Origin of the sequence: Streptomyces sp. CG4, assembly GCF_041080655.1 — a bacterium.
GTDB lineage: Bacteria > Actinomycetota > Actinomycetes > Streptomycetales > Streptomycetaceae > Streptomyces.
In genome coordinates, this window is record NZ_CP163525.1 from 5,495,571 (window position 1) to 5,521,439 (window position 25,869).

Annotated in this window: 19 protein-coding genes; 7 read left to right on the plus strand and 12 right to left on the minus strand. The window is 72.0% G+C overall.

Going from position 1 to position 25,869, the window contains the following annotated elements; genetic code table 11:
- The first annotated feature begins 2 nt into the window (after window positions 1–2).
- On the plus strand, window positions 3–779 hold the full coding sequence (locus AB5L52_RS25090; protein ID WP_369366318.1) for an alpha/beta fold hydrolase: 777 nt from the start codon (window positions 3–5) through the stop codon (window positions 777–779).
- 49 nt (window positions 780–828) lie between these two features.
- On the opposite strand, the gene AB5L52_RS25095 is transcribed toward AB5L52_RS25090, so the two are convergent.
- Together AB5L52_RS25095 and AB5L52_RS25100 are read right to left on the minus strand one after the other, a co-directional pair.
- The gene (locus AB5L52_RS25095; RefSeq protein WP_351571923.1) at window positions 829–1,224 is read right to left on the minus strand and encodes a nitroreductase/quinone reductase family protein; all 396 of its coding nucleotides are present in this window, start codon (window positions 1,222–1,224) and stop codon (window positions 829–831) included.
- Window positions 1,225–1,328: 104 nt separating this feature from the next.
- Entirely contained in the window at window positions 1,329–2,864 is a 1,536-nt protein-coding gene (locus AB5L52_RS25100; RefSeq protein ID WP_369366321.1) for a CehA/McbA family metallohydrolase, read from the minus strand.
- Window positions 2,865–3,168: 304 nt separating this feature from the next.
- Here AB5L52_RS25100 and AB5L52_RS25105 point away from each other — a divergent pair, with 304 nt between their 5' ends.
- A complete protein-coding gene (locus AB5L52_RS25105; RefSeq protein ID WP_369366323.1) occupies window positions 3,169–5,754 on the plus strand; it encodes a bifunctional FO biosynthesis protein CofGH in 2,586 nt (861 codons plus the stop codon).
- Window positions 5,755–5,822: 68 nt separating this feature from the next.
- Window positions 5,823–6,386, plus strand: coding sequence for a hypothetical protein (locus AB5L52_RS25110; protein WP_369366325.1), 564 nt, complete (start codon window positions 5,823–5,825; stop codon window positions 6,384–6,386).
- Here the strand turns inward: AB5L52_RS25110 and AB5L52_RS25115 are convergent.
- Window positions 6,379–6,897, minus strand: coding sequence for a DUF2165 domain-containing protein (locus AB5L52_RS25115; RefSeq protein ID WP_369366327.1), 519 nt, complete (start codon window positions 6,895–6,897; stop codon window positions 6,379–6,381). The genes AB5L52_RS25110 and AB5L52_RS25115 overlap by 8 nt on opposite strands.
- Window positions 6,898–6,982: 85 nt before the next feature.
- Here AB5L52_RS25115 and AB5L52_RS25120 point away from each other — a divergent pair, with 85 nt between their 5' ends.
- Window positions 6,983–10,024: a tetratricopeptide repeat protein gene (locus AB5L52_RS25120; protein WP_369366329.1), complete on the plus strand. Its 3,042-nt coding sequence runs from the start codon at window positions 6,983–6,985 to the stop codon at window positions 10,022–10,024.
- Window positions 10,025–10,187: 163 nt separating this feature from the next.
- Here the strand turns inward: AB5L52_RS25120 and AB5L52_RS25125 are convergent, their stop codons facing one another.
- The 5 genes from AB5L52_RS25125 to AB5L52_RS25145 are packed head-to-tail and all read right to left on the minus strand — an operon-like array spanning window position 10,188 to window position 14,748.
- Window positions 10,188–12,032 carry an ABC transporter ATP-binding protein gene (locus AB5L52_RS25125; RefSeq protein ID WP_369366331.1) on the minus strand — a complete coding sequence of 615 codons (1,845 nt, stop codon included), beginning with the start codon at window positions 12,030–12,032 and terminating at the stop codon, window positions 10,188–10,190.
- Window positions 12,029–12,466, minus strand: a complete 438-nt coding sequence (locus AB5L52_RS25130) for a lasso peptide biosynthesis B2 protein (protein WP_351028923.1) — start codon at window positions 12,464–12,466, stop codon at window positions 12,029–12,031. Before AB5L52_RS25130 ends, AB5L52_RS25125 begins: the two co-directional genes overlap by 4 nt.
- Window positions 12,463–12,717, minus strand: a complete 255-nt coding sequence (locus tag AB5L52_RS25135; RefSeq protein ID WP_351028925.1) for a lasso peptide biosynthesis PqqD family chaperone — start codon at window positions 12,715–12,717, stop codon at window positions 12,463–12,465. The genes AB5L52_RS25130 and AB5L52_RS25135 overlap by 4 nt, the downstream gene beginning before the upstream one ends.
- A 44-nt stretch (window positions 12,718–12,761) precedes the next feature.
- Entirely contained in the window at window positions 12,762–14,612 is a 1,851-nt protein-coding gene (locus tag AB5L52_RS25140; protein ID WP_369366333.1) for a lasso peptide isopeptide bond-forming cyclase, read from the minus strand.
- 22 nt (window positions 14,613–14,634) lie between these two features.
- A complete protein-coding gene (locus AB5L52_RS25145; RefSeq protein ID WP_369366335.1) occupies window positions 14,635–14,748 on the minus strand; it encodes a keywimysin-related RiPP in 114 nt (37 codons plus the stop codon).
- A 568-nt stretch (window positions 14,749–15,316) separates the two neighbouring features.
- Here AB5L52_RS25145 and AB5L52_RS25150 point away from each other — a divergent pair.
- Window positions 15,317–16,432, plus strand: a complete 1,116-nt coding sequence (locus tag AB5L52_RS25150; protein WP_369366337.1) for an ADP-ribosylglycohydrolase family protein — start codon at window positions 15,317–15,319, stop codon at window positions 16,430–16,432.
- 141 nt (window positions 16,433–16,573) lie between these two features.
- Here AB5L52_RS25150 and AB5L52_RS25155 read toward each other — a convergent pair whose 3' ends face one another.
- Complete coding sequence (locus AB5L52_RS25155) at window positions 16,574–18,145, minus strand: sodium:solute symporter family protein (RefSeq protein WP_369366339.1); 1,572 nt, start codon at window positions 18,143–18,145, stop codon at window positions 16,574–16,576.
- Window positions 18,146–18,271: 126 nt separating this feature from the next.
- Window positions 18,272–19,087 (minus strand): SDR family oxidoreductase, encoded by an 816-nt coding sequence (locus AB5L52_RS25160; RefSeq protein ID WP_369366340.1) that lies wholly within the window; start codon window positions 19,085–19,087, stop codon window positions 18,272–18,274.
- Window positions 19,088–19,143: 56 nt separating this feature from the next.
- Here AB5L52_RS25160 and AB5L52_RS25165 point away from each other — a divergent pair, with 56 nt between their 5' ends.
- A complete protein-coding gene (locus AB5L52_RS25165; RefSeq protein ID WP_351028937.1) occupies window positions 19,144–19,983 on the plus strand; it encodes a hypothetical protein in 840 nt (279 codons plus the stop codon).
- A 29-nt stretch (window positions 19,984–20,012) separates the two neighbouring features.
- Here the strand turns inward: AB5L52_RS25165 and AB5L52_RS25170 are convergent, their stop codons facing one another.
- On the minus strand, window positions 20,013–21,935 hold the full coding sequence (locus AB5L52_RS25170; RefSeq protein WP_369366342.1) for an MFS transporter: 1,923 nt from the start codon (window positions 21,933–21,935) through the stop codon (window positions 20,013–20,015).
- Window positions 21,936–22,135: 200 nt separating this feature from the next.
- Window positions 22,136–24,784 carry a D-alanyl-D-alanine carboxypeptidase gene (locus AB5L52_RS25175; protein WP_369366344.1) on the minus strand — a complete coding sequence of 883 codons (2,649 nt, stop codon included), beginning with the start codon at window positions 24,782–24,784 and terminating at the stop codon, window positions 22,136–22,138.
- Window positions 24,785–24,980: 196 nt separating this feature from the next.
- On the opposite strand from AB5L52_RS25175, the gene AB5L52_RS25180 reads away from it, so the two are divergent.
- Window positions 24,981–25,739 carry a GPP34 family phosphoprotein gene (locus tag AB5L52_RS25180; protein WP_351028942.1) on the plus strand — a complete coding sequence of 253 codons (759 nt, stop codon included), beginning with the start codon at window positions 24,981–24,983 and terminating at the stop codon, window positions 25,737–25,739.
- Window positions 25,740–25,869 lie beyond the last annotated feature (130 nt).

Below are 25,869 nucleotides of genomic sequence, written 5' to 3' on the forward strand. Positions count from 1 at the left end.
CCATGGAGCACACGGTGAAGGTCGAGGGCGGCGAGGTCTGGGCGGACGACTCGGGAGGCTCGGGGCTCCCCCTGGTGCTGCTGCACCCGGGGATCGCGGACTCACGGGTGTGGGAGCCGGTGCTGCCCCAGCTGACGGCGTGGTACCGGGTGATCCGGTACGACGCCCGGGGTTTCGGCAAGTCCCCGATGCCGACAGGACCGTACACGCAGACCGGGGACCTGCGGCGGGTGCTGGATCACTTCGGGGTGGACCGCGCGGTCCTGGCCGGCAGCAGCATGGGCGGCAGGACCGTGATCGACTTCGCGCTGAGTGATCCGGGGCGGGTGGCCGCCCTGGGTCTGCTGGTGCCGGGCGTCAGCGGTTACCCGAAGCTGGAGTCCCCGGACCTGAGCGCGGAGATCGTCCGGCTGGCACAGGCGGGAGACATGGACGGTCTGCTCGCCCTGTCCCTGCGCACCTTCGCCGCGGCGGGCAGCGCGCCGGACGCCCGGGCCGCCGAGCTGGTCCGGGACTCGTTCCGTGGCTGGTTCTCCACCTATGGCCACGAGCAGCCGGAGCGGCCCGCCTTCGACCGGCTCTCCGAAATCCGGGTGCCCTGCGTGCTGTTGCTGGGCGAGCAGGACACGCCCCGGCTGGTCGCCTGCAACGAGGCGATGGCCGCCCGCATCCCCGGCTGCCGGCTCGTCCGGGTCCCGGAGAGCGACCATCTGCCGACCCTGCGGGCTCCCAGGACGGTGGTGCGGGTGATCACCGACCTGTTCGAGCGGGTCGGCTGAGCCGAGCGCGGGTCCGGCGGCCGCATGGCGGCACTCGGGGGTCCCGCGCTCAGTCCTCCAGGTCCACCCGGATCGTCAGCAGGCTGGTGCCGAAGGCGCGCACCGCCGTGCTGTTGAAGCGGGGCAGGGAGCGCAGGCGGGCGACCGGGTCGTCGTCGGGGAGGAGATGGGCGGTGCCGTGGTGCCAGCGGCCGGCGATCCGGACGCGGACCTTCGGGTCGGCCTGGATGTTGCGCACGTACTGCGACTTGTAGCCGAACTCGGAGACCAGCCAGAAGGATTCGCCGGTCCGGCGCCCGCCGACCGGCGTCTGCCGGGGCAGGCCCGAGGTGCGGCCGGTGGTCTCCAGCAGGACCTGGAACGGCAGCCGCCGGTTGAGCGGATTGGCGAGGTACCGCTGGAAACGGGTCACGAGGCGGTGCTTGAGGTCGCTGCGGCCTGCCATCTCTCCTGCTCTCGGTGCCGTCCCGGCACAACTCGGGGGGAAGCTGTGGCAGCAGTGTAGGAGGCGAGGCGTTCAGCGGGTCGCCTGAGCGGCGGCGGAACGGATCAAGCCGAGCGGGCGGCCCCGAGGAAGACGGGGTTGGTGAACGCCGCCAGCGCCCCCGGCACCGGCCCCAGCGCCGTCTCGTGCCGTACCTCGGCGCGCACGTACGCCGCGTAGGCGGGCGTCGTGCGCCACTCGACCGTGCCCGCGCCCGACACCGGCAGCGGATCGCTGGTGTACAGCACGCCCTGGTCGGTGACGAAGCGGACCGAGCAGCGCGGGGCGCCCGAGACCTCCAGCCGTACGGTCACCGGTGTGTCGTCGGCCACCTCCAGCCGCTCCCCGATACCCGCCTGCTGTCCGCGCCCGCCCGTCGCCGTGAAGCCGAGGACGACGTTCTTCGACTCGGCCACGTACGAGCGTCCCGCGCGGATGCCCTCCTGGATCGCCTCCCGGGTCAGGTCGTCGGCGAGGACGACCGTCTGCGGGCTGCCGACCGTGTCCGGGTCGCGGTGGGCGTCGCTGTTGCCCATCGCCGGGAGCCAGGCCCGCCCCTGCCGTACGGAGGCGACCAGCTGGTTGTCCCAGTCGGCCAGTGTGACCTCGTCGTCCGGGGTGTACGGGCCGTTCCACACCTCCACGGCGTCCGCCTCCCCGAAGCCGAACTTCCAGCCGCAGCCCACACAGGTGGCGTGCGGATGGGCGGGGACGACCAGGCCGCCGGCCCGGCGGATGTCCCGGGCGAAGCGGGCCCAGCGGTTGTCCCGGGCGCGGTAGCGCCAGTCCACGAACGTGCCGGGCTCCGTGCCGAGCGCCACCACATGGCCGTTGCGGGTGGTGACCTCCTCACCGAGCATGATCAGCAGGTCGTCGCCCGCCTGGTCCGCCCAGTGGGGGTGGGCGGAGTGGGTGTTGTGGTCCGAGGAGTTGATGAAGTCCAGGCCCGCCGCCCGCGCGAGGGCCGCGATCTCGGCCGGGGTGCGGCGGCCGTCGGAGTACCAGGAGTGCAGATGGCAGTCGCCCCGGTACCAGTCCCGGCCCCGGCCCTTCGCCCGGGACGGCGGATACACGGGCCTCGGGGTCTCGCCGGGGTCGCCGTAGGTCAGCGTGATCGTCAGCTCGTACGGCAGCCCCTGCGGCGCCACCGTGTAAGGGCCCAGCGCGACGTACCAGGTGCCCTCCCGCACCGGGCCGGGGATGTAGCCGGGGGTCGCATCGTCGGCCCGGACGAAGAACTCTGTCCGGGCCCCGCCCGACCAGCCCCTGAAGCCCCGGCCGCCCAGCTCGGTGCCGTGCCGGTCGAAGAGGCCGATGTCGAGGGCGTTGCCCATGGTGCCGGCCGGGACCGAGGGCTTGTCGTAGGTGTAGGAGACCTTGATCTCCTGGACGCCGGCGGGGACTTCGACCGGTACGTACACGAAGTCGGGGGAGCCGGGCGGCAGCGTCCCGCGTACCGTCTGGGTCTCCTGCTCGCCGTCCGCGGCTTGGGCGCCGCTCGCGAAGGTCACGCCTCCCAACGTAAGCGCGACGGCGGCGCCCGTCACGAGCACGGCGCGTCTGGCGGGAGCGTGTCCGGTGTCGTGAGTGTCTTCGCACATACCGCCACTCTGCTCCTCTTGCGTGAACTCCCGTGCACCAGAAGGGAATCGACAGCTGTCACTCAGCCAGTGAGGCGGGTCGCGGAGATCCTCCCGACCGGTTGGTATGGCCGAGTGAGGCGGTGCCCGGTACGGATGATCCATGCGTATCCGGCGGCCCGGGGGTCTGGGGGTGCCCCCCGGAAAGCACAGCACTCTTGGCCTCGGCCAGGGGCGCGACCAGCCACAACGTACCCGCACCCGGCAGCACTCCATACCTCCCCGCGCCCGACCCGCTGAACCGGCGGAGCCATATGCTCAAAGAATGACGACTTCCGCGACCCCCGGAACCGGCCCGACCGAGAACTCCATGCGTCGCGCCCTCAAACGTGCCCGGGACGGCGTCGCCCTCGATGTCGCCGAGGCGGCGGTGCTGCTGCAGGCCCGCGGCGAGGCCCTGACCGACCTCGCAGCGTCCGCCGCCCGGGTGCGTGACGCGGGCCTCGAACAGGCGGGCAGGCCCGGCGTCATCACGTACTCGAAGAGCGTCTTCATCCCCCTCACCCGGCTGTGCCGGGACAAGTGCCACTACTGCACCTTCGTGACCGTCCCCGGCAAGCTGCGCCGGGCCGGGCACGGCATGTTCATGTCCCCGGACGAGGTGCTGGACATCGCCCGCAAGGGCGCCGCCCTCGGCTGCAAGGAAGCCCTGATCACCCTCGGCGACAAGCCGGAGGACCGCTGGCCCGAGGCGCGCGAATGGCTCGACGCGCACGGCTACGACGACACCATCGCCTATGTCCGCGCCATCTCCATCCGCATCCTGGAGGAGACGGGCCTGCTGCCCCATCTCAACCCGGGCGTGATGTCCTGGACGGACTTCCAGCGGCTCAAGCCCGTCGCGCCGTCCATGGGCATGATGCTGGAGACCACGGCCACCCGCCTGTGGTCCGAGCCCGGCGGCCCGCACTACGGCTCCCCGGACAAGGAACCGGCCGTACGGCTGCGGGTGCTGGAGGACGCGGGCCGCTCCTCGGTGCCCTTCACCTCGGGTCTTCTCATCGGCATCGGCGAGACCCACGAGGAGCGGGCCGAGTCCCTCTTCGCGCTCCGCAAGGTCTCCCGGGCCTACCACGGCATCCAGGAACTGATCATCCAGAACTTCCGCGCCAAGCCGGACACGGCGATGCGCGGCATGCCGGACGCCGAACTGGACGACCTGGTCGCCACGGTGGCCGTGGCCCGGCTCATCATGGGCCCGGCCGGCTGCCTGCAGGCCCCGCCGAACCTGGTCGACTCCGAGTACGAGCGGCTGATCGGCGCCGGCATCGACGACTGGGGCGGGGTGTCGCCCCTGACCATCGACCATGTCAACCCCGAGCGCCCCTGGCCGCAGATCGAGGAACTCACCGCACGCTCCCGGGCGGCCGGTTTCGAGCTGCGTGAACGCCTGTGCGTCTACCCGGAGTTCGTGCGCCGCGGCGAGCCCTGGCTGGACCCCCGGCTGCGCCCGCACGTGAGCGCGCTCGCCGACCCGGAGACCGGGCTCGCCCTCCCGGGCGCGGTGGTCGAGGGGCACCCGTGGCAGGAGCCGGAGGAGGCCTTCGTGCCGACCGGCCGGACGGACCTGCACCGCACGATCGACACCGCGGGCCGTACGTCCGACCGGCGCGACGACTTCGACGAGGTGTACGGCGACTGGGCGGCGCTGCGCGAGGCGGCCGCCCCCGGCATGGCGCCGGAGCGCATCGACACGGACGTACGGCAGGCGCTGGCGACGGCGGCGGACGACCCGACGAAGCTCACCGACGCCGAGGCCCTGGCCCTGCTGCACGCGGACGGCCCGGCGCTGGACGCGCTGTGCCGGGTGGCCGACGACGTGCGCAGGGCGGCGGTCGGGGACGACGTGACGTACATCGTCACCCGCAACATCAACTTCACCAACGTCTGTTACACCGGCTGCCGCTTCTGCGCCTTCGCCCAGCGCCGCACCGACGCGGACGCGTACACGCTGTCCCTGGCGCAGGTCGCGGACCGCGCCCAGCAGGCCTGGGACGTGGGCGCGGTCGAGGTGTGCATGCAGGGCGGCATCCACCCCGATCTGCCGGGCACGGCGTACTTCGACATCGCGCGAGCGGTGAAGGAGCGGGTCCCGGGCATGCACGTCCACGCCTTCTCGCCGATGGAGGTCGTCAACGGTGCGACCAGGACGGGGATGCCGATCCGGGAGTGGCTGTCCGCCGCCAAGGAGGCCGGTCTCGACACCATCCCGGGGACGGCGGCGGAGATCCTCGACGACGAGGTCCGCTGGGTGCTGACCAAGGGCAAGCTGCCGACGGCCACCTGGATCGAGGTGATCACGACGGCGCATGAGCTGGGCATCCGCTCGTCCTCGACGATGATGTACGGCCATGTCGACCAGCCCCGCCACTGGCTCGGCCATCTGCGCACGCTGGCCCGGATCCAGCGCGAGACGGGCGGTTTCACCGAGTTCGTGACGCTGCCGTTCATCCACACGAACGCGCCGGTGTACCTGGCGGGCATCTCCAGGCCTGGCCCGACGACACGGGACAACCGTGCGGTGACGGCCATGGCCCGCCTCCTGCTGCACCCCTGGATCCCCAACATCCAGACAAGCTGGGTGAAACTGGGCACGGAGGGTGCGGCGGAGATGCTCCGCTCCGGGGCGAACGACCTGGGCGGGACGCTGATGGAGGAGACGATCTCCCGGATGGCGGGCTCGTCGTACGGCTCGTACAAGTCGGTCCGCGATCTGGTGGCCGTGGCCGAGGCGGCCGGCCGCCCGGCGAAGCCGCGCACCACGCTCTACGGCGAGGTCTCCGCGGAGCGGCGGCGGGCGGCCGAGGCCTCCGACGGGCACCTGCCGGAACTGCTGCCGGTCCTGGACTGAGTACGATGATCCGACCCTGGACCGAGAAGGGGCCCCCGAGCGCCCCCTAGCGGAGGAGATGCGTACCCGTGGCTGCCCGACTGCCCTCGTGGGCCTGGGTCACCGGTCTGACGGCGGGAGCGACCGCGGTCGTCGTGGCCCTCGCCGTACAGGCGGACCACGGGCCGCATCCCACCGCCGCCGTGGCGAGCCCCAGCGCGTCGGCGTCCGCCGGCGCCCACCCGTCCACCGGCGCGAAGCCCTCGGCCCCGCCCGCGCTGCCGGACGGCTCGGGCGAGGGCCGCCGGATCGTCTACTCGGTCGGGCAGAAGCGGGTGTGGCTGGTCGACGCGACGGGCAAGGCGACGCGTACGTTCACGGTGTGGCCGGGCACGGTGAACCCGCAGCCCGGCCACTACTCGGTCATCAAGCGCATCCAGTCCCTCAAGGGCTCGGACGGCGTGGAGATCGAGCACGTCATGTACTTCACCGTCGCGTCCGGCGTGAACATAGCCTTCTCCAACGCCCTGGACGGCTCCTCGCCGCCGCCGGCGGACGGCAAGAAGCTGGGCGGCATCCGTATGCACAAGGAGGACGGCGCCGCGCTGTGGTCCTTCGGCGATCAGGGCACCGGCGTGGCAGTGGTCAACTAGCGTCCTCGTGGGCCTCTCCCCGGCGGGAGGGAAGCTGGTTGACGATCAGGGCGACCCCGCTGAGGGTGAAGATCCGGGTCGCCGCTTCCAGCCCGTTCCAGGTCTTGGACTGCCACATCGAGAACCACTCACCGCCGATCGCGATGAACCCGGCACCGAAGAGCAGCAACAGCATCAGCAGGCCGTAGGTGGAGATGCGGCGGGCGAGGTCGTCTTTGCGCCATGCCCACAGCCAGGCCCCCCAGATCAGCACGAGGGCGGACGCGGTCTCCCACACGATGATCAGGACATACGCGGTGTCCTGAAGACCGCTGCTGGTGACGGCCCGCCACATCAGGTCGTGGTCCTTGAACGTCGTGTCCATCGCCAGCACATGCCGTACGAACTGCTGGTTCGTGCCGAAGTCGGTGATGTTCCCGAAGGCGACGAGGGCGATGTAGAGGGCGAGTATGCCGGTGAGTACACCGGCGGCCAGTCTGAGACCGGAGTGACGTGTGGGGGTGGTGGTCATGGCTGAATTCTCCCTCACCTCAGGGCGGGTGAGCGCGTGGCCATTGCGCCAGAATGGGAACGCGAACTGCGGGAGGGGCGTTCGGATGGCGCAGGCACGGCCGTCGATGCAGGAGCTGATCGGACGGCGCAGACGGGCGGGCCTCGTCGGCCGAGGCGACGAACGGGCCGCGTTCCGGTCCAACTTGGACCTTCCGCCTGAGGACGAGCGGCACCGCTTCCTCTTCCACATCCACGGCAACGCCGGTGTCGGAAAGACCTTCCTGGTCCGGGAGCTGGAGCAGATCGCGCGGGAGCGCGGGGCGCTGACGGCGTATGTGGACGAGGGCGCGGGGAGCGTGCCGGAGGCGATGACGGCGATCTGCGGCCAATTGGCAGGTCAGGGACGCCGCTTGAAGAAGCTGGAGGAGGCGCTGGTCGCCCACCGGGAGCGGCGGCACGAGGCGGAGGCCGAGGTGGCGACGCTGGAGCCCGCGCCGGAGGGCCCGTCCCCGCTGACGACGACGGCGGTACGGCTGGGCATGGCGGGCGTGGGCGCACTCGTCCCCGGCGCCGGCGCGTTCGTCGGTGCGATGGACGCGGGCCAACTGGCCGAGGGCGCGGCCCGTTTGAAGGCCAGACTCAGCGCGCGCTTCCGTAATCAGGAGGACGTGCAGCTGGTCCTGTCCCCGGAGCGGGTCCTGACGCCGAGGCTGCTGGACGAACTGTCGGAGATGACGTCGTCGGTCCCCTGGCTGATCCTGTTCTTCGACACGTACGAGCGCACCGGCCCCTTCCTCGACGCCTGGCTGCATGAGCTGGTGACGACCGACCGGTACGGCGCGCTCCCCGCCAACGTCGTCGTGGTCACCGCCGGCCAGCGTCCCTTCGACACCGCCCGCTGGGGAGGCTTCGCGGACTTCATGACCGACCTGCCGCTCGGTCCGTTCACGGAGGCAGAGGCGCGGGGCCTGCTCGCCGACCGTGGAGTGGTGGCCGAGCCTGTGGTGGCGGAGGTGCTGCGGCTGACCGGCGGCCTGCCCGTCCTCGTCTCCACCCTCGCCGAGGCCCGCCCCGCCGACCCGGACGACGTCGGCGACCCGAGCGCCACCGCGGTGGAACGGTTTCTGAAGTGGGAGCCGGATCCGGTGCGACGGGCGGTGGCCCTGGCCTGCGCGCTGCCCCGGCGCCTGGACGCCGACGTGTTCCGGGCGGTGGTGGACTGCGAGGAGAACGAAGCCGACACGTTGTACGACTGGCTGCGGGGGATGCCGTTCGTCAGTGAGCGGGGCGATCGGGTGCAGTATCACGATGTCGTACGGGCGCCGATGCTGCGGTTGCAGCGCCGGCGGTCCCCGCGGGGATGGGCGGAACGGCACAGGCGGCTCGCCGAGACGTTCGCGGGGTGGCGGGAGGAGCGGGAGGCGGGGCTGGACGATCCCTGGACGGACGAGCGGTGGCGGGAACTGCGGCTGGCGGAGGCGTATCACCGGTTGTGTGCGGGGGAGCGGGCCGAGCTGCCGCCGGTGCTCGCGGGTCTGGTACGGGCCTGTCAGCGCGGTGACGAGGAGGCTCGCCGGTGGGCCGAGATGCTGGTGCAGGCCGGAGCGGACACCGGGACCGAGGTGGTGTCCCGCTGGGGCAGGGACCTGCTGCACGCGTTCCAGGCCTCGACCGCCGCGGGTGCGCTGGCCCTGCTGATCGACCGGGCCGCGCTCGACACGGAGTCCCGGGCCCTCGCTCATGTCGTCCGCGGCAACACCTTCCGGGCGCGTGACGAGTACGAGCGCGCGATGACCGAGTACGACCGGGCCGTCTCCCTCGACCCCGAGTCGGCCCGCGCCTACGTCAGCCGTTCCGCGACCCGCGTTCTGCTGCAGGACTTCGCGGGGGCGATCGAGGATCTGGACCAGGCGCTCGCCCGGGATCCCGACAACGCCGCGAACCTGACGTTCCGCGGCGAGTACCACCGCAGGGTCGGGCACTGCGACGCAGCCTTGCGGGACCTGGACCGGGCGATCGGACTCGACCCGACGATGCCCGGTACCTGGGCCTCGCGCGGGGCCACGCAGCACGCACTCGCCCGGTACGACCTCGCGCTGGCGGACGTGAACCGGGCGCTGGAGATCGCCCCGGACTTCGTCTGGGGCCTGGTCCGCCGGGCCCGTCTGATGCGGTCACGGGGCGACCGCGAGCAGCAACTGGCCGACCTCGACCGCGCGGTGGCGCTCGACCCGGAGGCACCCTGGGTGCTGTGCGAGCGGGGCGACGCGCTCAGCGCCGTGGGCCGCGAGGAAGAAGCCCTCGCCGACTACCGGAAGGCCATCGACCTTGACCCCGACTACCCCTCCGTCCACGCCAGCCGGGGTGCCCTGCACTGCAAACACGGCCGTGACGAGGAGGCGCTGGCCGACCTCGACCGCGCGCTGAGCCTGGCGCCGGACTACGCCTGGGCCCTGGTGCACCGCTCCCATGTCCACCGCCGCCAAAGCGCCCACGGCAGGGCCCTCGCCGACGTCTACCGCGCGGTGGAACTGGACCCCGAGGGCGCCTGGGCGCTGGGGCACAAGATCCAGACGGACATCGCGGTCGGCCGGCTCGACCGGGCCCGCTCGGACCTGGAGCGACTCGTCTCGCTGGGCGGAGATCCCTGCTGGGCCCAGCGCACATCGGCCACCGTGCATCTCCTGAGCGGCCGGCTCGGGGAGGCACTTGCCGCGGGCTCCGCCGCGACCCGGTGCGCCGTACACCTGCGCACGCGGAACTGGTCCCTGGCCCGGCAGGCCGCCGAGCAGGAGCTGGCGGCCGACGAGAACTTCGGACTGCTGCACCTGGCCCTGGCGGTGAGTGGGGCGGAGGGCACGGCGGCCGCCCACTCGCTGTGGACACGTCTGGCCCGCTCGGCCCGGCACCCCGACCGGCGGGTGAGCTGGATCACCGAGGCCACGACCGGCGCGGCCGTCCAGGACTGGCCTCGCCTGGACACCACGCTCCTCCTCGGCCCCGCCGAGTACGACGGGCTGGCCACCCTGGCCGACTGCCTCACCGCCCTCCTGCACAGCCCCGGCATGGACCGGACCAGACTCGCGCCCCGCCTGGCACGGGTGACCGCGGCCCAGGACGCACTGCGAGCGCGCTACACGGAGTGAGCGGCGAAGCCCAGGAACTCGGGTGAGCAGGGTGACCGGATCCCGCGTATCCCGGACCCGGCACCCGAGGACGCGGAAGGCGGCGGAGCCAGGACGGTCCGGGCTGAACTCGCACCGGGTCGCAGCGGCCCATGCCCCGGCGATGCCCGACGCCGAACTGGGTTCACCGTCCTCCCGCAGGTGGGGGGCGTAGCTCGCCCGGCCGGAGCATCTGGCTCGCCGCCAGCTCACGGTAGAGGGCGCTGCCGGTGAGCAGTTCCTCGTGGCGTCCGACGGCCGCGGTGCGGCCGTCCTGCAGCACCACGATGTGGTCCGCGTGCTGCACGGTGGACAGACGGTGGGCGATGACCAGCAGGGCGCACTCCTGGGCGACGTCCTTCATGACGGTGGTGAGCGCCGCCTCGTTGATCGCGTCGAGGTGGGAGGTGGGTTCGTCCAGCAGGAGCAGCGCGGGGCGGGCCAGCAACGCGCGGGCGAGGGCGACGCGCTGGCGTTCGCCGCCGGAGAGCGTGCCGCCGCGTTCGCCGACGACGGCGGCCAGACCGCCGGGCAGCCGGTCGACGACCTCTTCGAGCCGGGCCAGTTCGACGACGCGCCGGATCTCCGCTTCCGTGGCGTCGGGCACGGCGTAGGTGATGTTGTCGCGCAGGGTGCCGTGGACGACGTGCGTGTTCTGGTCGACCACGGCGATGCCTTGCCGGCATGCCGCTCGGGTGAGTTCGGCGGCGGGCCGCCCGTCGAAGAGCACGGTGCCCGCGTCCGGCTCGTAGAACCTCGCCACCAGGGCGAACACGGTGCTCTTGCCCGCTCCGGACCGGCCCACCAGGGCCACCTGCCGGCGCCGCGGGACGGTGAACGAGACACCGCGGAGCACCGGGCGCCGCGGGTCGTAGCCGAAGTGGACGTCGTGCAGGGCGAGGGCGGGCCGTTCGCGGGTGACGGGTGGTGCGGTCGGTCGTGGTGCGGGCGCGGGGTCCGCCGGGATCCGGGGTGCGGTGGGTTCCACCGGCAGGCGCAGCGCCTCCTCGATGCGCTGGTAGGCGCCCATCCCGCGCTGGACGAGACCCACCGCACGGAAGACGGAGGACAGCGGCAGCACGAGGTACGAGGCGTACAGCAGGAAGGCGACGAGGTCGCCGAGGGATCCGGTGTGGCCGCTCACCCGCAGGCCGCCGACGACCAGGACGATCAGGAAGGAGCCCTGGACGGCGAGTTCGACGGCGGAGCTCATGACGGAGGCGAGCTTCGCTGCGCGCACGCCCGAACAGTAGGCCGCGTCGACACGGGCGCCGATGCCGGCCGCCTCGCGCTGCTCGGCGCGGTGCACACGGACCATCGGCAGTGCGCCGAGGGCGCGTTCCAGATCGGCGGCGACGGCACCGACCGCGTCCTGCAGGTGCGCCGACGCGCCCCTGATGCCCGTGAGCAGCGAGGCGACGACCACGGCCGCCGCGGCCACGGTGACGGCCACCAGGAACAGCAGCAGGGGGTCGAGCCACGCCATGAGGACGATCGCCCCGGCGGAGACCACGCTGCCCGTCACCAGATCGACCAGCGCCTGGGACACGACCTCCCGGAGCACGGTCGTGTCGGTCGTCACCCGGGAGACGAGGTCGCCGCCCCGGTGACGGTCGTACTCCCGCATCTCCAGCCGCAGCAGCCGCCCCACCAGCCCGTGCCGGAGCTGCCGTACGACGCCTTCGCCCATCCGTTCCAGCAGGAAGCGTCCCGCGGCCCCCGCCGCCGCCTCGACGGTGAACAGCGCGCCCAGCAGTCCCAGCAGCGGCCAGACGACCTGTCCGCGGCCGCTCGCGTCCACGACGTCCTTGGCGACGAGCGGCTGGGCCAGGCCCAGGGCGGAGCCCACGAGGGTCAGTACGGTGGCGACGGCGACGGCGCCGCGGTGCCCCGCGGTCAGCCGGTACATCGTGGCCACCGCGGCCAGGGTGGAGCTGTCACCCCCGGCGGCCTCGGCCCGGTCGGCGTGCGGGGCCGCCGTGCCGGTCATCGGTGCGCCGGCCGGGGCGGCGGGCCGACCGCCACCAGCCGGGCGAAGTAGCCCTCCGGCAGGCCCTCGCCGACGGGACCGCCGTCCGCCTCGATCCAGGCGTGCGCGGTGAAGGGCGGGACGACGCTCACCCCCGTGCACCAGGTCGGCCAGGTTCCGCCGAGCCGGCACAGCAGGGCGGCCCCCAGGGAGCGCGGCAGGCATCCCTTCGGCCCGGCGCAGCGCAGGCTGACGGCGCACATCGCGTCGCGCGCGTTCTGGGCCTGCGCGGTGGTGGCCGGTCCGGCACCGCGCCGCAGGACGCCGAGTACGGCGCGGATGCGGCGCGGCGGCAGCAGGGCGACGGCGAGGGCGGGGAGCAGGACGAGGCGGGCGGCCAGGCGCCGGGACAGGGGCACACCGGTCGGCCGCTCCAGCGCGCTGGGCGTCGTCATGAGGCCAGCCCGGAGTCGCGCAGCTGCCGTACGAGGTCCTCGACGTCCCGCAGGGCCTGCGCCTTGTCGATGTCGAACTCCCGGACCAGGGCGGCGGCCGCGTCCGTCTCCTCGCCGCCGTCGAGCAGGGTCCGCACCACCAGCGTGGCCGTCGGGTTCAACTCCCAGTAGGTGCCGCCCTGTTCGTCCAGCAGTACGGTGCCGTAGTCGGTCTGGGCCGTGGAGACGTTGTCGCCGAACCGCAGAGGCATGTGAGGGCCTTTCTGATGGGGGGATGCGGTCAAGGGGGATCCGGTCAGGGGTGTGCGGCACGGGTGCGGCTGCGGTCCATGCCCCGCAGCCACACCTCGGCGGCGATCGTGGAGTACAGGATGGCGTCGGACAGTCCCTTGGAGGCGGGGCGCTGGGCGAGGCGGCGCAGCTCGGCGCCGTCCACCAGGCCCAGCTCCGCCAGCCGTGAGTCCTCCCACAGGGCCAGCAGGTCGGCTCGGTGGTCGCGCAGTCCGTTGGCGGCGTCCATGGCGGCTGTCGCCTTGTTGGCCCGCCGCAGACACTCCTCGGGCACGATCCCGCGCATCGCGGCGGTCAGGACGGGCTTGTACCGCCAGGGTGTGACGCGCTCGCTCGGACGAACGGCGAGACACGCCTCGATGACGCGGTCGTCGAGGAAGGGCGAGGCCATCGGCAGACCGGCGCGCGCCGCCATCCGGTCCCACTGCCGGATGATGCGGGTGCACGAGCGGATCTGCTCCAGGTCGGCGTGGAGTCCGCGGTCCGGATGCAGCGGCGAGGCCGTCGGCGCGGCGGCGAGCAGTGTCCGGCGGGCCATGTCCTCGGCCTCCGGAGTCACCCAGTCGAACAGGCGCGGGGCCATGCCCCAGCCGAGACCGGTGGCGACGGACGGGGGCAGCGGGCCACGCAGCCCGCTTGCGGCGTCGGCGAGCCACTTCCCGTACGGCCGGGAGTCGGCGAGAGCCCGGACCGTGCCGCCGAGCGGCCAGTGCCACAGCGCCCGGCACCCGCGCAACTGGCGCAGGGCGAACAGCGGACGGGTGCGCAGCAGCCGGTGGTAGTACGCGTCGGAGCACCACGCCACGTGGTCGCCGCCGATGCCGGTCAGGTGCAGCCGGCTGCCGCGCGCGGCGAGGCCGGGCAGGTGGTGCAGGACCCGGGAGCGGTCCATGACGCCGATGGTGGGTTCGTCGAGGAGGTCGTCGATGCCGAGCAGGTCCTCGTAGACCAGTGGCGAGGCGTCGGCGTCCCAGACCACGTGCTCGACGTCCGGGAGGTGCCCCATGGCCCGCTCGGCCCAGTGCAGGTCGGTGTCCGCCGGATCGCGTCCCGGCCAGGTGCTGGCCACCACGTGGGCGGGGGAGCGGTCGGCCAGGAAGCAGACGGAGGTCGAGTCCAGGCCGCCGGACAGGTCGCAGCTCACCACGCCGCCCTGCCGGGTACGCGCGCCGACGGCCTCCTCCAGCGCCGTCCGGATCAGGGGCGCCGCCTCGGCGAGCGGCCGTACCGGCTCCGGCGGCGTCCACCAACGGGTGTGCCGTACGGTGCGTCCGTCCGCGGCGACGACCACGGCGTCCTGCGGGGCGACGGCGGTGACCGGCCGCCACATCGATGTCTCGAACAGCGGATACGGGGCGGGCCACAGCAGTCGTACGGCCAGTTCCTCGACGTCGGGGTCGAGGCCCAGGGCGGCGGCGAGTGTGTCGGCGCGGGTGGCGGCCACCCGCACGCCGTCGATCTCCGCGTGGAAGACGAGCCGGAGTCCGGAGGCGGTGCCCTGCACCCTGATCCGTCCGTCGAGGGCGCCGACGAGGTGGAAACTGCCGGGCAGGGAGCGGGCCAGGGCATCGAGTTCCGCGAGATCACGCAACCGTGCGGTCCGGCGCCGCAGTTCGTCGGCGTCGGCCGGGCAGCAGCCGACGACGGCGACGGAGGCGCCGTCGGCGCCCGCCGTGACGACCTCGTCGTCGTGCCAGTGGCCGACCAGCCAGGGCCTTCCCGACGCGTGCGCGAGGGTCCGGCTACCGGGGCGGGCGAAGGAGCGGGCCACGGCGGCCGCGTCCGCGCGGTCCGGAAAGACCGCGAAGTGCGCGTCGCCGGGGCCCGTCCCCGCACTTTCGTGCAGTTCAGTCATGACGTCGGTCAGCGACCGTCGGTCATCCGTTCTTGCTCAGGATCAGCCGGTCGTTGCCGTGTTGCCCAAGGAGTCCCGTCTGCTTCCGGAACGTACCGATCCGGACGAGCGTCGGCGCCTCATAGGCCTTCTTCATGACTACTCCTCACATGCGGGTTTCCGACCACTTCCCTTGACCAACGGCCCGGGCTCGTCGGGAGCCGGGGCCACGAAGTGGACGCAGCACATAGCTAGCTGCAGAGCGTGAGGCGAAGGCAAGGGCCCGGGTGAAGGTCGGATAATAGGCACAATCCGTACGCCTCGGGTTGTGCGCCCCCGCTCGTTCTGGCTGTCGTCAGCGCGGCGTTGGCAGGCGGCCTCGGTATGCGCATCCTCAAATAAACGTTTTGAGATGCTGCCCGGCAGTTGCTGAAGGCAGTTGCCGGAGGCATCTGACGGCAGCCGCGGACAGGCGCCGCCGGGCGCACGCCACGCCGGGGCGCACCTCTCGGCGCCGGGCTCAGCTCCCGGCGGCCGGGACGAGGTCCGGGGTGAACCGGCAGGAGATCGACTCCAGCAGTGGCTAGCGCTTGGTGCACCCTTGAGAGAGCCTCGAAGGGCCGGGAATGACCCGCGCCGGGTGATTTGCCCCCGTGAACGGGCCGTTCGCTGTCGATTACAGTGCTGAACGTCGTACGGACGGACGGTGCCGTGAGGAGGTCTGCATGGGTGCGACATCCGGCGCCGTCTGGGGCCGCGCCGAACAACAGGACTTCCGCAGCCGGGTGCGCGGCACCCTGCTCGGGTCCGCCGTGGGCGATGCGCTCGGCGGGCCCGCCGACGCGCTGTCCCTGGAGGAGATCCGGGCCGCCTACGGCCCCGAGGGGCTGCTCGACCTGGCCTTCGGGCAGGGCCGGCGCGGCACGGTCACCCACCACACCCAGCTCACCCTCTTCACGGTGGACGGGCTGATACGCGCCCAGGTGCGCCGCGACACCGGCGCCTGGCATCCGCCGACCGATCTGCACCGGGCGTATCTGCGCTGGGCGGCCACCCAGCGGGACTGGGGGCCCGACGAGCGCCGCAAGGACGACGGCTGGCTCGCCCGCGAGGAGTGGCTCTACGCCCGCCGCGAGCCGACCCGGGCCCTGCTCGTCGGCTTCGGCGACGACACGCTCGGCACCCTGGAGTCACCGAAGAACCCCGGCGAGCTGGGCCCGGAGGCGGTGGCCCGGTCCGCGCCGTTCGGGCTGCTGGTCGGCTGGGAGCCGCAGCTCGTCGCGCAGCTGGCGGTGGAGTGCGCGGCGCAGAGCCACGGGCACCCGATCGCCTACCTCTCGGCGGGCGCGTACGCCGTGATCGTGCATGCGCTGGCCCGCGGCGAGAGCCTGGACGGCGCCGTGCAGCGGGCCCTCGCCCTGCTCTCCGCCCGACCCGGCCACCAGCCCGTCTCGGACGCCCTGCAGCACGCCCTCGGGGCGGTGCGGCAGGGGATACCCGGCCCGACCCGCGTGGAGGAGCTGGCCGGGGACGGTACGGCGGACGGGCTGCTGGCGGCGGCCGTGTACTGCGCGCTGGTCGGGGAGGACGTACGGCACGGGCTGTGTCTCGCGGTGAACCAGGGCGGGCCGTCGGCGGCGGCGGGCGCCCTGACCGGCGGCCTGCTCGGCGCCCTGCACGGCGAGACGGCCCTCCCGCCGGGCTGGCTGACGGAGCTGGAGGGTCGGCCGACGATGCTGGAACTCGCCGACGACTTCGCGATGGAGATGACCCAGGGACCGGCGCTGCACGGTCCGGCGGGCTCCGCGCCGGGCTGGCTGGCCCGCTATCCGCGGGCCTGAGCGGCGGGCGCGCTCACTCCCTCACGCCCTGCGGCAGAGGTGCGTACTCACACGTGGTCGGCCACCGTCGCCGGAACGTCGGACGCGGAGGCGGTCCGCTGTCGCCCTCGCCCGTGCCCCTCGGTCTTGTCAACGGGCAGGCTACAGGTGCTGGTTGGGTGCCCCCACGATGTCGTCGCCCGCCCCGGCCGGTACCGGGACCGCTGTCGTGCCGCCCCCGTCTGTGTTGACCTCCTCGATGATCGCCAGCCGCTCCGGCGTCTCCTCCGGCTTCACGTAACCGATGACGATGTACAGGACCAGGGAGACCGCCAGGGGGATCGAGACCTGGTACTGGAGGGGCACTCCGCCGGAGACGTTCCAGTCGACGGGGTAGTTCACCAGCCAGAACGCCAGCAGCCCCGCCGCCCAGCTGGTCAGCGCCGCCGTAGGACCGGAGCGGCGGAACGGCCGGAGCAGGCCCAGCATCATCGGAATCGCGATCGGCCCCATCAGACCGGCCACCCACTTGATGACGACGGTGATGATGTCCTTGAACGCGGGGGAGTTGACCTGCGTGGCCACCGCCATCGACAAGCCCAGGAAGACGACCGTGGTCACCCGCGCCGCGATCAGCCCCGAGCGCCCGCTCCAGGCCCGTGCCCGAGCGGACAGCACCGGCGCCACGTCCCGCGTGAACACCGCCGCGATCGCGTTCGCGTCGGAGGAGCACATGGCCATCGTGTGCGAGAAGAAGCCGACGACAACGAGTCCCAACAGCCCGTGCGGCAGCAGCTGTTCGGTCATCAGGCCGTAGGAGTCGGAGCCGTCGGGCTTGTGCGCGTGGACGAGGAGCGGGGACATCCACATCGGGAAGAACAACACCACCGGCCAGACCAGCCACAGGATCGCCGACAGCCGGGCGCCGCGCTCGGCCTCGTGTGCGCTGCCCGTCGCCATGTACCGCTGGGCCTGGTTGAGCATGCCGCCGTTGTATTCGAAGAGCTTGATGAACAGGAACGCGAGGAGGAAGACGGTGCCGTACGGCCCGACCAGCGGCTTGCCGTGGCCGTGCAGGGCCGGCTGGTTCCAGGCGTCGAGGAAGCCGATGTGCTTGTCGTTCAGCTTCAGTACGACCGCCACGAACATCGCGACCCCGGCGAGCAACTGGATGACGAACTGGCCGAGTTCGGTGAGCGCATCCGCCCACAGGCCGCCGATCGTGCAGTACACGGCCGTGATCGCGCCGGTGATGAGAATGCCCTGGTTCAGCGACACACCCGTGAACACCGACAACAGGGTGGCGATGGCCGCCCACTTGGCGCCCACGTCCACGATCTTCAGCAGCATGCCGGACCAGGCGAGCGCCTGCTGGGTGGACAGGTTGTAACGGTTCTTCAGGTACTCCAGCGGGGAGGCCACATGGAGCCGTGAACGCAGCCGGTTGATCCGGGGCGCGAACAGCCTCGATCCGATGGCGATGCCGAGCGCGATGGGAAAGGACCAGGTCACAAAGGAAGTAACGCCGTAGGTGTAGGCGATGCTGGCATACCCCGTGAACATCACCGCGCTGTAGCCCGACATGTGGTGCGAGATGCCGGACAGCCACCAGGGCATCTTGCCGCCGGCCGTGAAGAAGTCGGAGACGTCGTCCACGCGCTTGTGCGACCAGACGCCGATCGCCACCATCACACCGAAGTAGCCGATGAGTACGGCCCAGTCGAGACTGTTCATGTGCTCGATCGTGAGTGCGGTCACATGAACGCGACAAGCAAGCGTAAGGTCAAGTCGCCGTAAAAATGTTCGACTTGATGATTCGAGTTCACTTACCTGAACGTACGGGTGGAGGCGCGGGCCGGATCACCGCATCAGCTCCCCCGCGTTGACCAGCAGCGACTGTCCTGTGATGGCCCGCGCCCGGTCCGAGGACAGGAACACCGTCACGTCCGCCACGTCCCCGTCCGTCGCCAGCTCCGGCAGCGCCATCCGCTCCGTCAGCCGCCCCAGCACCTCCGCCTCCGGCACCCCCTCCGTCTGCGCGGTGAACTGCACGTACGCCTGCACCGGCGGCCCCCACATCCAGCCCGGCAGCACGGTGTTGACCCGGATCCGGTGCGACCCGAGCTCCCGGGCCAGCGAGTACATCGCGCTGGTCAGCGCCCCCTTCGACGCGGCGTACGCGGCCTGCTTCACCTGCGAGGGCGCGGCGACGGCCGACTGCGTCCCGATGAAGACCACGGAACCGCCCCCGCCCGCCCTCAGCGACGGCAGGCACGCCCGCGTCATCCGCAGGGTGCCCAGCAGGTTCACGTCGATGACCGACTGCCAGGTCGCGAAGTCCGCGTCCGCCAGCCCGCCGAAGCAGGAGTCCCAGGCCGCGACATGGACCACCGCGTCGATGCCGCCGAACCTCTCCCGCGCGAGCGCGGCCAGCGCGTCGCACTGCCCCTCGTCGGTGATGTCCGTCGCCCGGTACGCCGTACGCGCACCCTCCGGGTCGATCTCGGCCGCGCTCTTGGCGAGGTTCGCCTCGGTGCGCGCCCCGAGCACCGCGTTCCCGCCGTCCCGTACGACGGCCGCGGCGACCTGATGGCCGAGGCCGGCCCCGACTCCCGAGACGACCACGGTCTGCCGGTGAGCAGTGACATGAAGGCGACCTCCCGGACTCTGGCGCATTATCTGACGGAGCGTCAGAGTATGGGCGACCGATGGCGGAAGGAAGAGGAAGGCTGATGAGCGAGGAGACCCGCAGCGAGCAGTACGCCGAACTGGCCGCCGTAGGACCGTACGGCGTCCGCCCCGGCCACGCCCTGATCACCATGGTCGAGCCGCACCCCGGCCACGAGTTCGCCTACAACCGCTGGTACGAGGACGACCACTACTACGCCGGTGCGATGGCCATGCCCTGGATGTACGCGGGCCGCCGCTGGGTGGCGACGAGGGACCTGCAACTCCTGCGTCACCCCGAGAAGTCGGCGATCGCCCAGCCCGTCACCGCCGGCTGCTACCTCTCCACGTACTGGATCACCGACGGCCGCTACGACGACCACATGAAGTGGACCGTCGCCATCAACAAGCGTCTGAACCGCGACGCCCGCGTCTACCACGACCGCACCCACGTCTTCACGGCCTTCCAGGACCACGAGACGACGGTGTACCGGGACGGCGCGGCGGGCCCCAGGGACTTCCACGCCCTCGACCACCCCTACGCCGGGCTGGTGCTGGAGGTGATCGACAGCGAGTCGGCCGGGCAGCGGGCGGAGCTGCTGCGGTGGCTGCGCGGCCGGCACCTGCCGAAGCGCCTGGCCGGCTCCCCGGCCGCGCTGGTGACCGTGTTCCGGCCCACCCCGCTGCCCGGCGACCGCATGACCTACGTCAAGCAGGTCGAGGGAGTCGACACCCGGCTGACCCTGCTGTGGTTCCTGGAACGGGACCCGCGGGAGTGCTGGGAGGAGCACTTCACCGGCCTGGACGCGGACGTCTCCGGCTCGGGGCTGGGGCGGGTGGAGCTGGTGGCGCCGTTCGTCCCGACGATTCCGGGCACCGACACCTACGTGGACCGGCTCCGCTGAGGCGGCTGAGGCCGCCGAGGCTCAGGGCGTCAGCGCGTCTTGAACGCGTCCGGGCAGGGCGTGCCCCGGGGAAGCTGGTACGGCGCCGCCAACCGGTAGGTCCCCGCCTTCGGCGCCAGCAACATCGTCCACTTGTCGCCCTTGGCGTCCTGAGGCGTCTCCATCAGACAGCCGTTGGTGTTGACGTACGTCTTCGCCGGCGTCTGCTGCGGAGCCTTCAGGCTCTTGCCGTGCTCGTCGACGATGCTCAGCCACGGCGAGTACGGGATCCGGATCAGGATCCGCCCGGCCTTGCTCACCCGCAGCGTCATCTCGCCCTGCCCGGCGTGGTCCACCACCGCGTCGGGCTCGGCGAGCGGCGTCGGATCGGTGACCTGGAACAGCTGCCAGTTGGCATCGCCCCAGACCTGCTTCAGATACGGCATCCCGCGCCGCAGCAGCTGCCGCTCGCGCTCGCCGCCGTCGCCGTCCGGGTTGTCCTTCGGCAGGACGACGAAGTGGACGGCCCAGCGCTGGAGCCACTCGTGGTAGTTCGCCGAGTTGAGGGTGTCGTCGTAGAAGAGCGGGTTGCGCTCCATGTCCGCCTGCCGGTTCCAGCCGCGGGCCAGATTGACGTACGGCGCGAGCGCGGACGCCTCCCGGTGCGAGCGCGCCGGGACGACCTCGACCCGGCCCTTCTCGGCGCCGGCCTTCTGCAGCTGGTGGACGAGCGGGGCGAGCTCACGGGCCCAGGACGCGGCCGGGGTCGTGTGGATGATGTCGTCCACCGACTTGAAGCCGATCCAGCCCGCGAAGCCGACCAGCGCCAGCACGGCCGTGTACCACTTGCGGGACTTGCGCACCGTGAACGGCAGCGCGGCCACCAGCGTCGCACCCGCGAACAGCATCGGCAGCCGGGAGATGTTCGACCCGATCTGCGAGTTGATCAGCCAGACCAGGACCACGCCGAGGCTGTACACGGCGGCCGTCAGCCGGACCGTCACCCACTCCTTGGGGACCAGGAACAGGCACACCAGGCCGGAGGCCAGCGGAAGGATCACCGAGCCGATGGTCATCGGCTGGGTACCGGAGAACGGGAAGAGGAAGTACGAGGCGGCGACCACCACCGTCGGGGCGATCCCCAGCGCCCAGGCACCCGGCCGCCGCTTCTGCAGGAACAACGCCGCCGCGACCAGGCCGACGAACAGCCCCGACACGGGCGAGGCCATGGTGGACAGACCGGCCAGCGGGGCGGCCACCGCCGCCTTCGCCCAGCGTCTGTGCCGCCACCGGTACGGCCAGCAGAAGACGGCCGCGACGGCGCCGAGCGCGAACATCGTGCCGAGCCCGAAGGTCACCCGGCCCGAGATCGCGTTGCACAGCAGCGCGACGACCCCGGCGAGCGATGCCCACAGCGGGTTCCGCACCACCCGGCTGCGGATCAGGACCAGCGTCAGCAGGCCCGCCGAGACCGTCCCGGCGATCATCATCGTCGTACGGACACCGAGGACGGCCATCAGATACGGCGACACCACGCTGTACGACACCGGGTGCATACCGCCGTACCAGGCGAGGTTGTACGCCGAGTCCGGGTGCCGGCCGACGAACTCCGCCCAGGCGTCCTGCGCCGCGAGATCGCCACCACTGTTCGCGAACGTGAAGAACCAGATGATGTGCAGGACCCCCGCGAGGGCCGTTATCGACAGCACGGGGTGCCGCAGCAGCCGCCGGCGCAGGGGCTCGGCGGCGGCGAGCAGGCGCGCGAGTCGTCCCGGGTGCGCATCGGGGCCGTCGGGCGGGCCGGGACGCTTACTGTCAGCAGGGCCGTCCGAGGGGCCGGTGTGACCGGTGTGACCGCTGGGATCGGTGTGATCCGTGTGCCCCTCCGGGCCGGCTTCGGACACGCGTATTCGCGGGCCGGATCCCGGGCCCGGATCGGCGTCGTCAGCGCGTGTCGGCTCCGCTGTGGCCACCTGAAGGCACTCCCCGTGTCCCGTCTTCTGTTCTCGGCAGTGTTCCATGGTGTTCCCGGCCGCTTTCCGTTCAGTTCGCGGCCCTGTCCCTTGACCGGCGACCTGCCCCGATTCGTGACGCTAGCACGCACCCCGTCACGGGGCTCCCGGGTGGGGCTTCCGTCGACGGGGTGCGCGGGGCGGGACAGGGCGTGATGCGATCAGCCGAGACGGGTCAGCTTCGCGCCGAAGCCGGGCTCGGACAGGTTCTGCTGCAGGGCCACCGGGACCTTGACGGCGCCGCCCGAACCGTCACCCACGGTGAGGGTGCCCACGGTGGTGCCGGCCGCCGCGGTGTGCGGGACGGTGCCGGAGGTGAAGGACAGCTTCACCTTCAGGCCCGACCAGCCGACCGCGGTGACGTCCTTGGTGACCACGATCGGGGTCTGGCCGCCGAGCTGGTCGTCCACATAGCCGACCACGTCGCCCTTCTTCAGGATGTTCGCCGAGGTCAGCGCGGACTGGGCGGCGAGCAGCGCGGTCTTGCTGACCGCGTTGACCGTCTCGATGATGTACGGCTTGTGCTGGCCGAGGATCGCGCCGACGATCGTCACCGTCTGCCCGCCGACCGTCTTGCGGGCGGCGAAGAGCAGGTTGCCGCCGGCCGCGGTGGTGCTGCCGGTCTTGATGCCGATCGCGCCGATGAGGTACGGCAGCGTGTTGACGTTGGGCCAGTTGCGGCCGGAGGGGTCCGTCCAGCTGGCCGCGCTGGTGATGGCGACCAGGGCCGGGTTCTTGACGACCTTGTGGCCGAGCTTCACCTGGTCCGCGGCCGTGGAGACGGTGGTCTCCTTCAGGCCCGAGGGATCGGTGTACGTCGTGTCGGTCATCCCCAGTTCCTTGGCGGTGGCGTTCATCTTCTCGACGAACGCCGCCTCCGAGCCCGCGTCCCAGCGCGCCAGGAGCCGGGCGATGTTGTTGGCGGAGGGGATCATGACGGCCGACAGGGCCTGCTTCTCGGTGAGGTACTGACCGGCCTTGATGGTGTTGAGGGTGGACTCGCCGCCGTGCTTGTCGTAGCCGCCCTCCTTCTCGGCCTGCGGGTCCACCTTGATCCTCGGGCCTTCCTGGCCCGGCTTGAGCGGGTGGTCCCGGAGGATGATGTACGAGGTCATGGTCTTGGCGACCGAGCCGATGGCCACGGGCGTCTGCTTGCCGAAGGTGCCCATCGTGCCGATGCCGTCGACGTCCATCCAGCCCTGGCCCTCGCCCGGCCAGGGCAGGTTCGCCGCGCCGCCGTCGAACGTGTAGCTGTCCTTGCCGGACAGCACGAGGCTGGGGGACGGCAGCGGGCGCACCGCCTGTACGACCGCGAAGATGATCGCCAGGATCAGGACCAGGGGGGTCCAGATCTTGACCCGGCGCACGATCGTACGGACCGCGGTCTCCGGGGGCGGGGGCGTGTTCGTCAGCTCCGCCAGGAGGTCCAGCGGGGGCTTCGGGGGAAGCGGCTGCTGGGTGGTGCGCTCGGGGCCGACCTGGGGGACGGGGGTGGTGACGTCGGGCTTGGCCTCCGGCTTGGCGGCAGGCTTGGCCTCCGGCTTGGGGGCCATGTCGTTCTTGAGCGCGACGAACTTGCTGGTCCGCTCGGACTCGGACTCCGGGGTCCTGGGCCCCGGCTTGCCGCCGAGCTTGAGCATGGTCGTCGGCTGATCGACCTGCTTGGGCTTTACGGCCTTGAAGACGGCGGTGGGCTGATCTATGGGCTGGGCCTGCGCCTGCGGCGCTTCGGCCGCGTGGTTCCCACCCGCACCACCCGTGCGGGTCTCGTCGTCGGCCGCGAGTGGCCCCTGCGGGTCGTCCCCGCCGTCGGCGTCCTCGGGCCCGGCCTGGCTCTCCGCCCCGTCTCCGGCCTTCGTCCCGTCTCCGGTCTTCCGCCCGTCCTTGGCTTCCTCCGTCTTTCCTTCGGCTTCGTCGGCCGCCGCCTTCGGCTGCCCCTCGGTGTCGCTGTCCGAGTCGGCCTCCGCGTCCACGTCGGCCTCGGCTTCCGCCTCGGCCTCCGCGGCGGCGCCCCTGCCCGCCTTCGCGGCCGCGTCGGCCTGCACGCCGGCGTCAGAGGCAGCAGCCCCAGCCTCTGCGTGTGCGGTCTCGCCGTCCTCGCCGGCTTCCGCCTTCGCGTCCGCGCCAGTGGCCGCCTCCGCGTCAGCCGTCTCGCTGCCCGCGTCCGACTTCGCTTCGGCGTCGGGGGTCTCGGCTTCCTCGTCGGCCTTCACATCGGCCCCGGCCGCAGCCTTCGCGCCGGAGCCACTGTCCGCCTGCGCCGAGCTCGCCTTCGTGTCCGCGTCCGCCTTCGACTCCGCCGTCACGCCCGCGTCAGCCGTCTCGCCGTCGCCGTCCGTCCGCGCACCGGCGCCGGTGCCTGCCTTCGCCCCCGCGGTCCCCGCGTTCGCCTTCGCATCGGCGCCCGCCGCCTCGGTATCGGCCTTCCGCTCCTCGGCCGTACCGTTCTCCGCCTCGTTCTCCGTGTCCGCCTTCGCGTCGGCGGTAGCGGTCGGACCCGTGGTCGGGGTGTTTGCAGGTGTGTCGGTGTTGTTTGCGGGCGCCGCCTTGCGGACCCAGGCCGAGACCGCCTTGCGGAGGGCGGCGTCCTGGGCCGGGGCTTCCTCGGTGTCCGGCTTCGCGGGGGTCGGCTTCGCGTCGGGTATCGAGAGGATCTTGGTCGCGGTGTCCACACTCCCCGGCGCGGAATCCTTTTCGCGGGTGACCGCGAGTCGCGGATCGCGCGTCTCGGGAACCGGATCCGCGCTCCCCGACGTCGGTTCTGCCGACGACTCGCGCTGCTTCGACCTGTCGGGGGACTCGCCCGCCACCGATGCCTCCTCCATGCGCCGCACGCCCACGCGCGCGCCCTGTCCGAACCATGTACCAGTGTCCTGTGTGAGGGCTTGGCCCCTGCGGTAGACGAGAACGACATACCTACCGGTTCCCTCACGAACCGGTCACGCACCCTCGACAGACCGATGTGAGAGGGGTCACCCTGTCATTCATCCACGCGGGGAGGCATGGATGGGCAGGAGCCGCAGAACACTTCCGGAGGAGCTTCTGTTGCTGGCGCTGGACCCGGCCACGGGTACCACTGCACAGCCGCAGTCGCTCGACCTCGGTCTGGCCGGTGCACAGCTAGTGGAGCTGGCGCTGGCCGGACGGATAGCCCCAGACGGGGATCGTATCGCCGTGGTGGTGCCACGGCCCACAGGAGATCCGACTCTGGACTGTGCGTTGGAGTTGCTGCGCAGGCGCGGCGCTCCGGTACGGGCCGTCCACTGGATCGGCGGGCCCCGGTTGGGGCTCAGGCAGGTCTACCTCTCGCATCTGGAGCGGTGCGGCATGGTTGCCGCCGTGCCGGGACAGATGTGCGGGGTGCTGCCGACGACGCGCTATCAGGCGACGGACACCGCCATCAGCCGGGAAATCCGTTCCCGGCTGGATTCCGCGATCCGCACCGGCGTACCGCCGGACCCGCGGACCGCGGCGCTCGCCGCCCTGGCGCACGCCGTCGGACTCGGCAAGCACCTGTATCCGGGGAACGAGGGGCGCTCGTCCCGTTCCCGGCTGCGGGATCTCATCCGGCACGACCCCATGGGCGGTCTTGTCGCGCATGCCGTGATGGACGTGCAGAACGGCGCGGTCGCGCAGCCACGCCGGGGTCCGGCCGCCACCGGCCGGCAGGGCGCGGCTGCCGCCGCCCGGTCCGCCGCGGAACCCGCACGCGGGGTTCCGATGCAGCCGCACCGCGGATCCATGGCGCGCGCCGTAGCCCACTGAGCCGTAGGGCAGGTCCGGCGGGCCCCCGTGGGGCCGGTCCGGCAGGCCCTCACCCCGGTCCCTACAGACCCGGTTCGGGAGCCGCTGGTCAGAGCGGGGCGGTGAGACCCCTGTGGTCTCACCGCCCCGC

Bases quoted from the DNA above. Each gene is read 5' to 3' on its own strand.
- AB5L52_RS25090 (WP_369366318.1), top strand. From the start codon at position 3: ATGGAGCACACGGTGAAGGTCGAGGGCGGCGAGGTCTGGGCGGACGAC.
- AB5L52_RS25095 (WP_351571923.1), bottom strand. From the start codon at position 1,224: ATGGCAGGCCGCAGCGACCTCAAGCACCGCCTCGTGACCCGTTTCCAG.
- AB5L52_RS25100 (WP_369366321.1), bottom strand. From the start codon at position 2,864: ATGTGCGAAGACACTCACGACACCGGACACGCTCCCGCCAGACGCGCC.
- AB5L52_RS25105 (WP_369366323.1), top strand. From the start codon at position 3,169: ATGACGACTTCCGCGACCCCCGGAACCGGCCCGACCGAGAACTCCATG.
- AB5L52_RS25115 (WP_369366327.1), bottom strand. From the start codon at position 6,897: ATGACCACCACCCCCACACGTCACTCCGGTCTCAGACTGGCCGCCGGT.
- AB5L52_RS25120 (WP_369366329.1), top strand. From the start codon at position 6,983: ATGGCGCAGGCACGGCCGTCGATGCAGGAGCTGATCGGACGGCGCAGA.
- AB5L52_RS25125 (WP_369366331.1), bottom strand. From the start codon at position 12,032: ATGACCGGCACGGCGGCCCCGCACGCCGACCGGGCCGAGGCCGCCGGG.
- AB5L52_RS25130 (WP_351028923.1), bottom strand. From the start codon at position 12,466: ATGACGACGCCCAGCGCGCTGGAGCGGCCGACCGGTGTGCCCCTGTCC.
- AB5L52_RS25135 (WP_351028925.1), bottom strand. From the start codon at position 12,717: ATGCCTCTGCGGTTCGGCGACAACGTCTCCACGGCCCAGACCGACTAC.
- AB5L52_RS25140 (WP_369366333.1), bottom strand. From the start codon at position 14,612: ATGACTGAACTGCACGAAAGTGCGGGGACGGGCCCCGGCGACGCGCAC.
- AB5L52_RS25145 (WP_369366335.1), bottom strand. From the start codon at position 14,748: ATGAAGAAGGCCTATGAGGCGCCGACGCTCGTCCGGATCGGTACGTTC.
- AB5L52_RS25150 (WP_369366337.1), top strand. From the start codon at position 15,317: ATGGGTGCGACATCCGGCGCCGTCTGGGGCCGCGCCGAACAACAGGAC.
- AB5L52_RS25155 (WP_369366339.1), bottom strand. From the start codon at position 18,145: ATGAACAGTCTCGACTGGGCCGTACTCATCGGCTACTTCGGTGTGATG.
- AB5L52_RS25160 (WP_369366340.1), bottom strand. From the start codon at position 19,087: ATGCGCCAGAGTCCGGGAGGTCGCCTTCATGTCACTGCTCACCGGCAG.
- AB5L52_RS25165 (WP_351028937.1), top strand. From the start codon at position 19,144: ATGAGCGAGGAGACCCGCAGCGAGCAGTACGCCGAACTGGCCGCCGTA.
- AB5L52_RS25180 (WP_351028942.1), top strand. From the start codon at position 24,981: ATGGGCAGGAGCCGCAGAACACTTCCGGAGGAGCTTCTGTTGCTGGCG.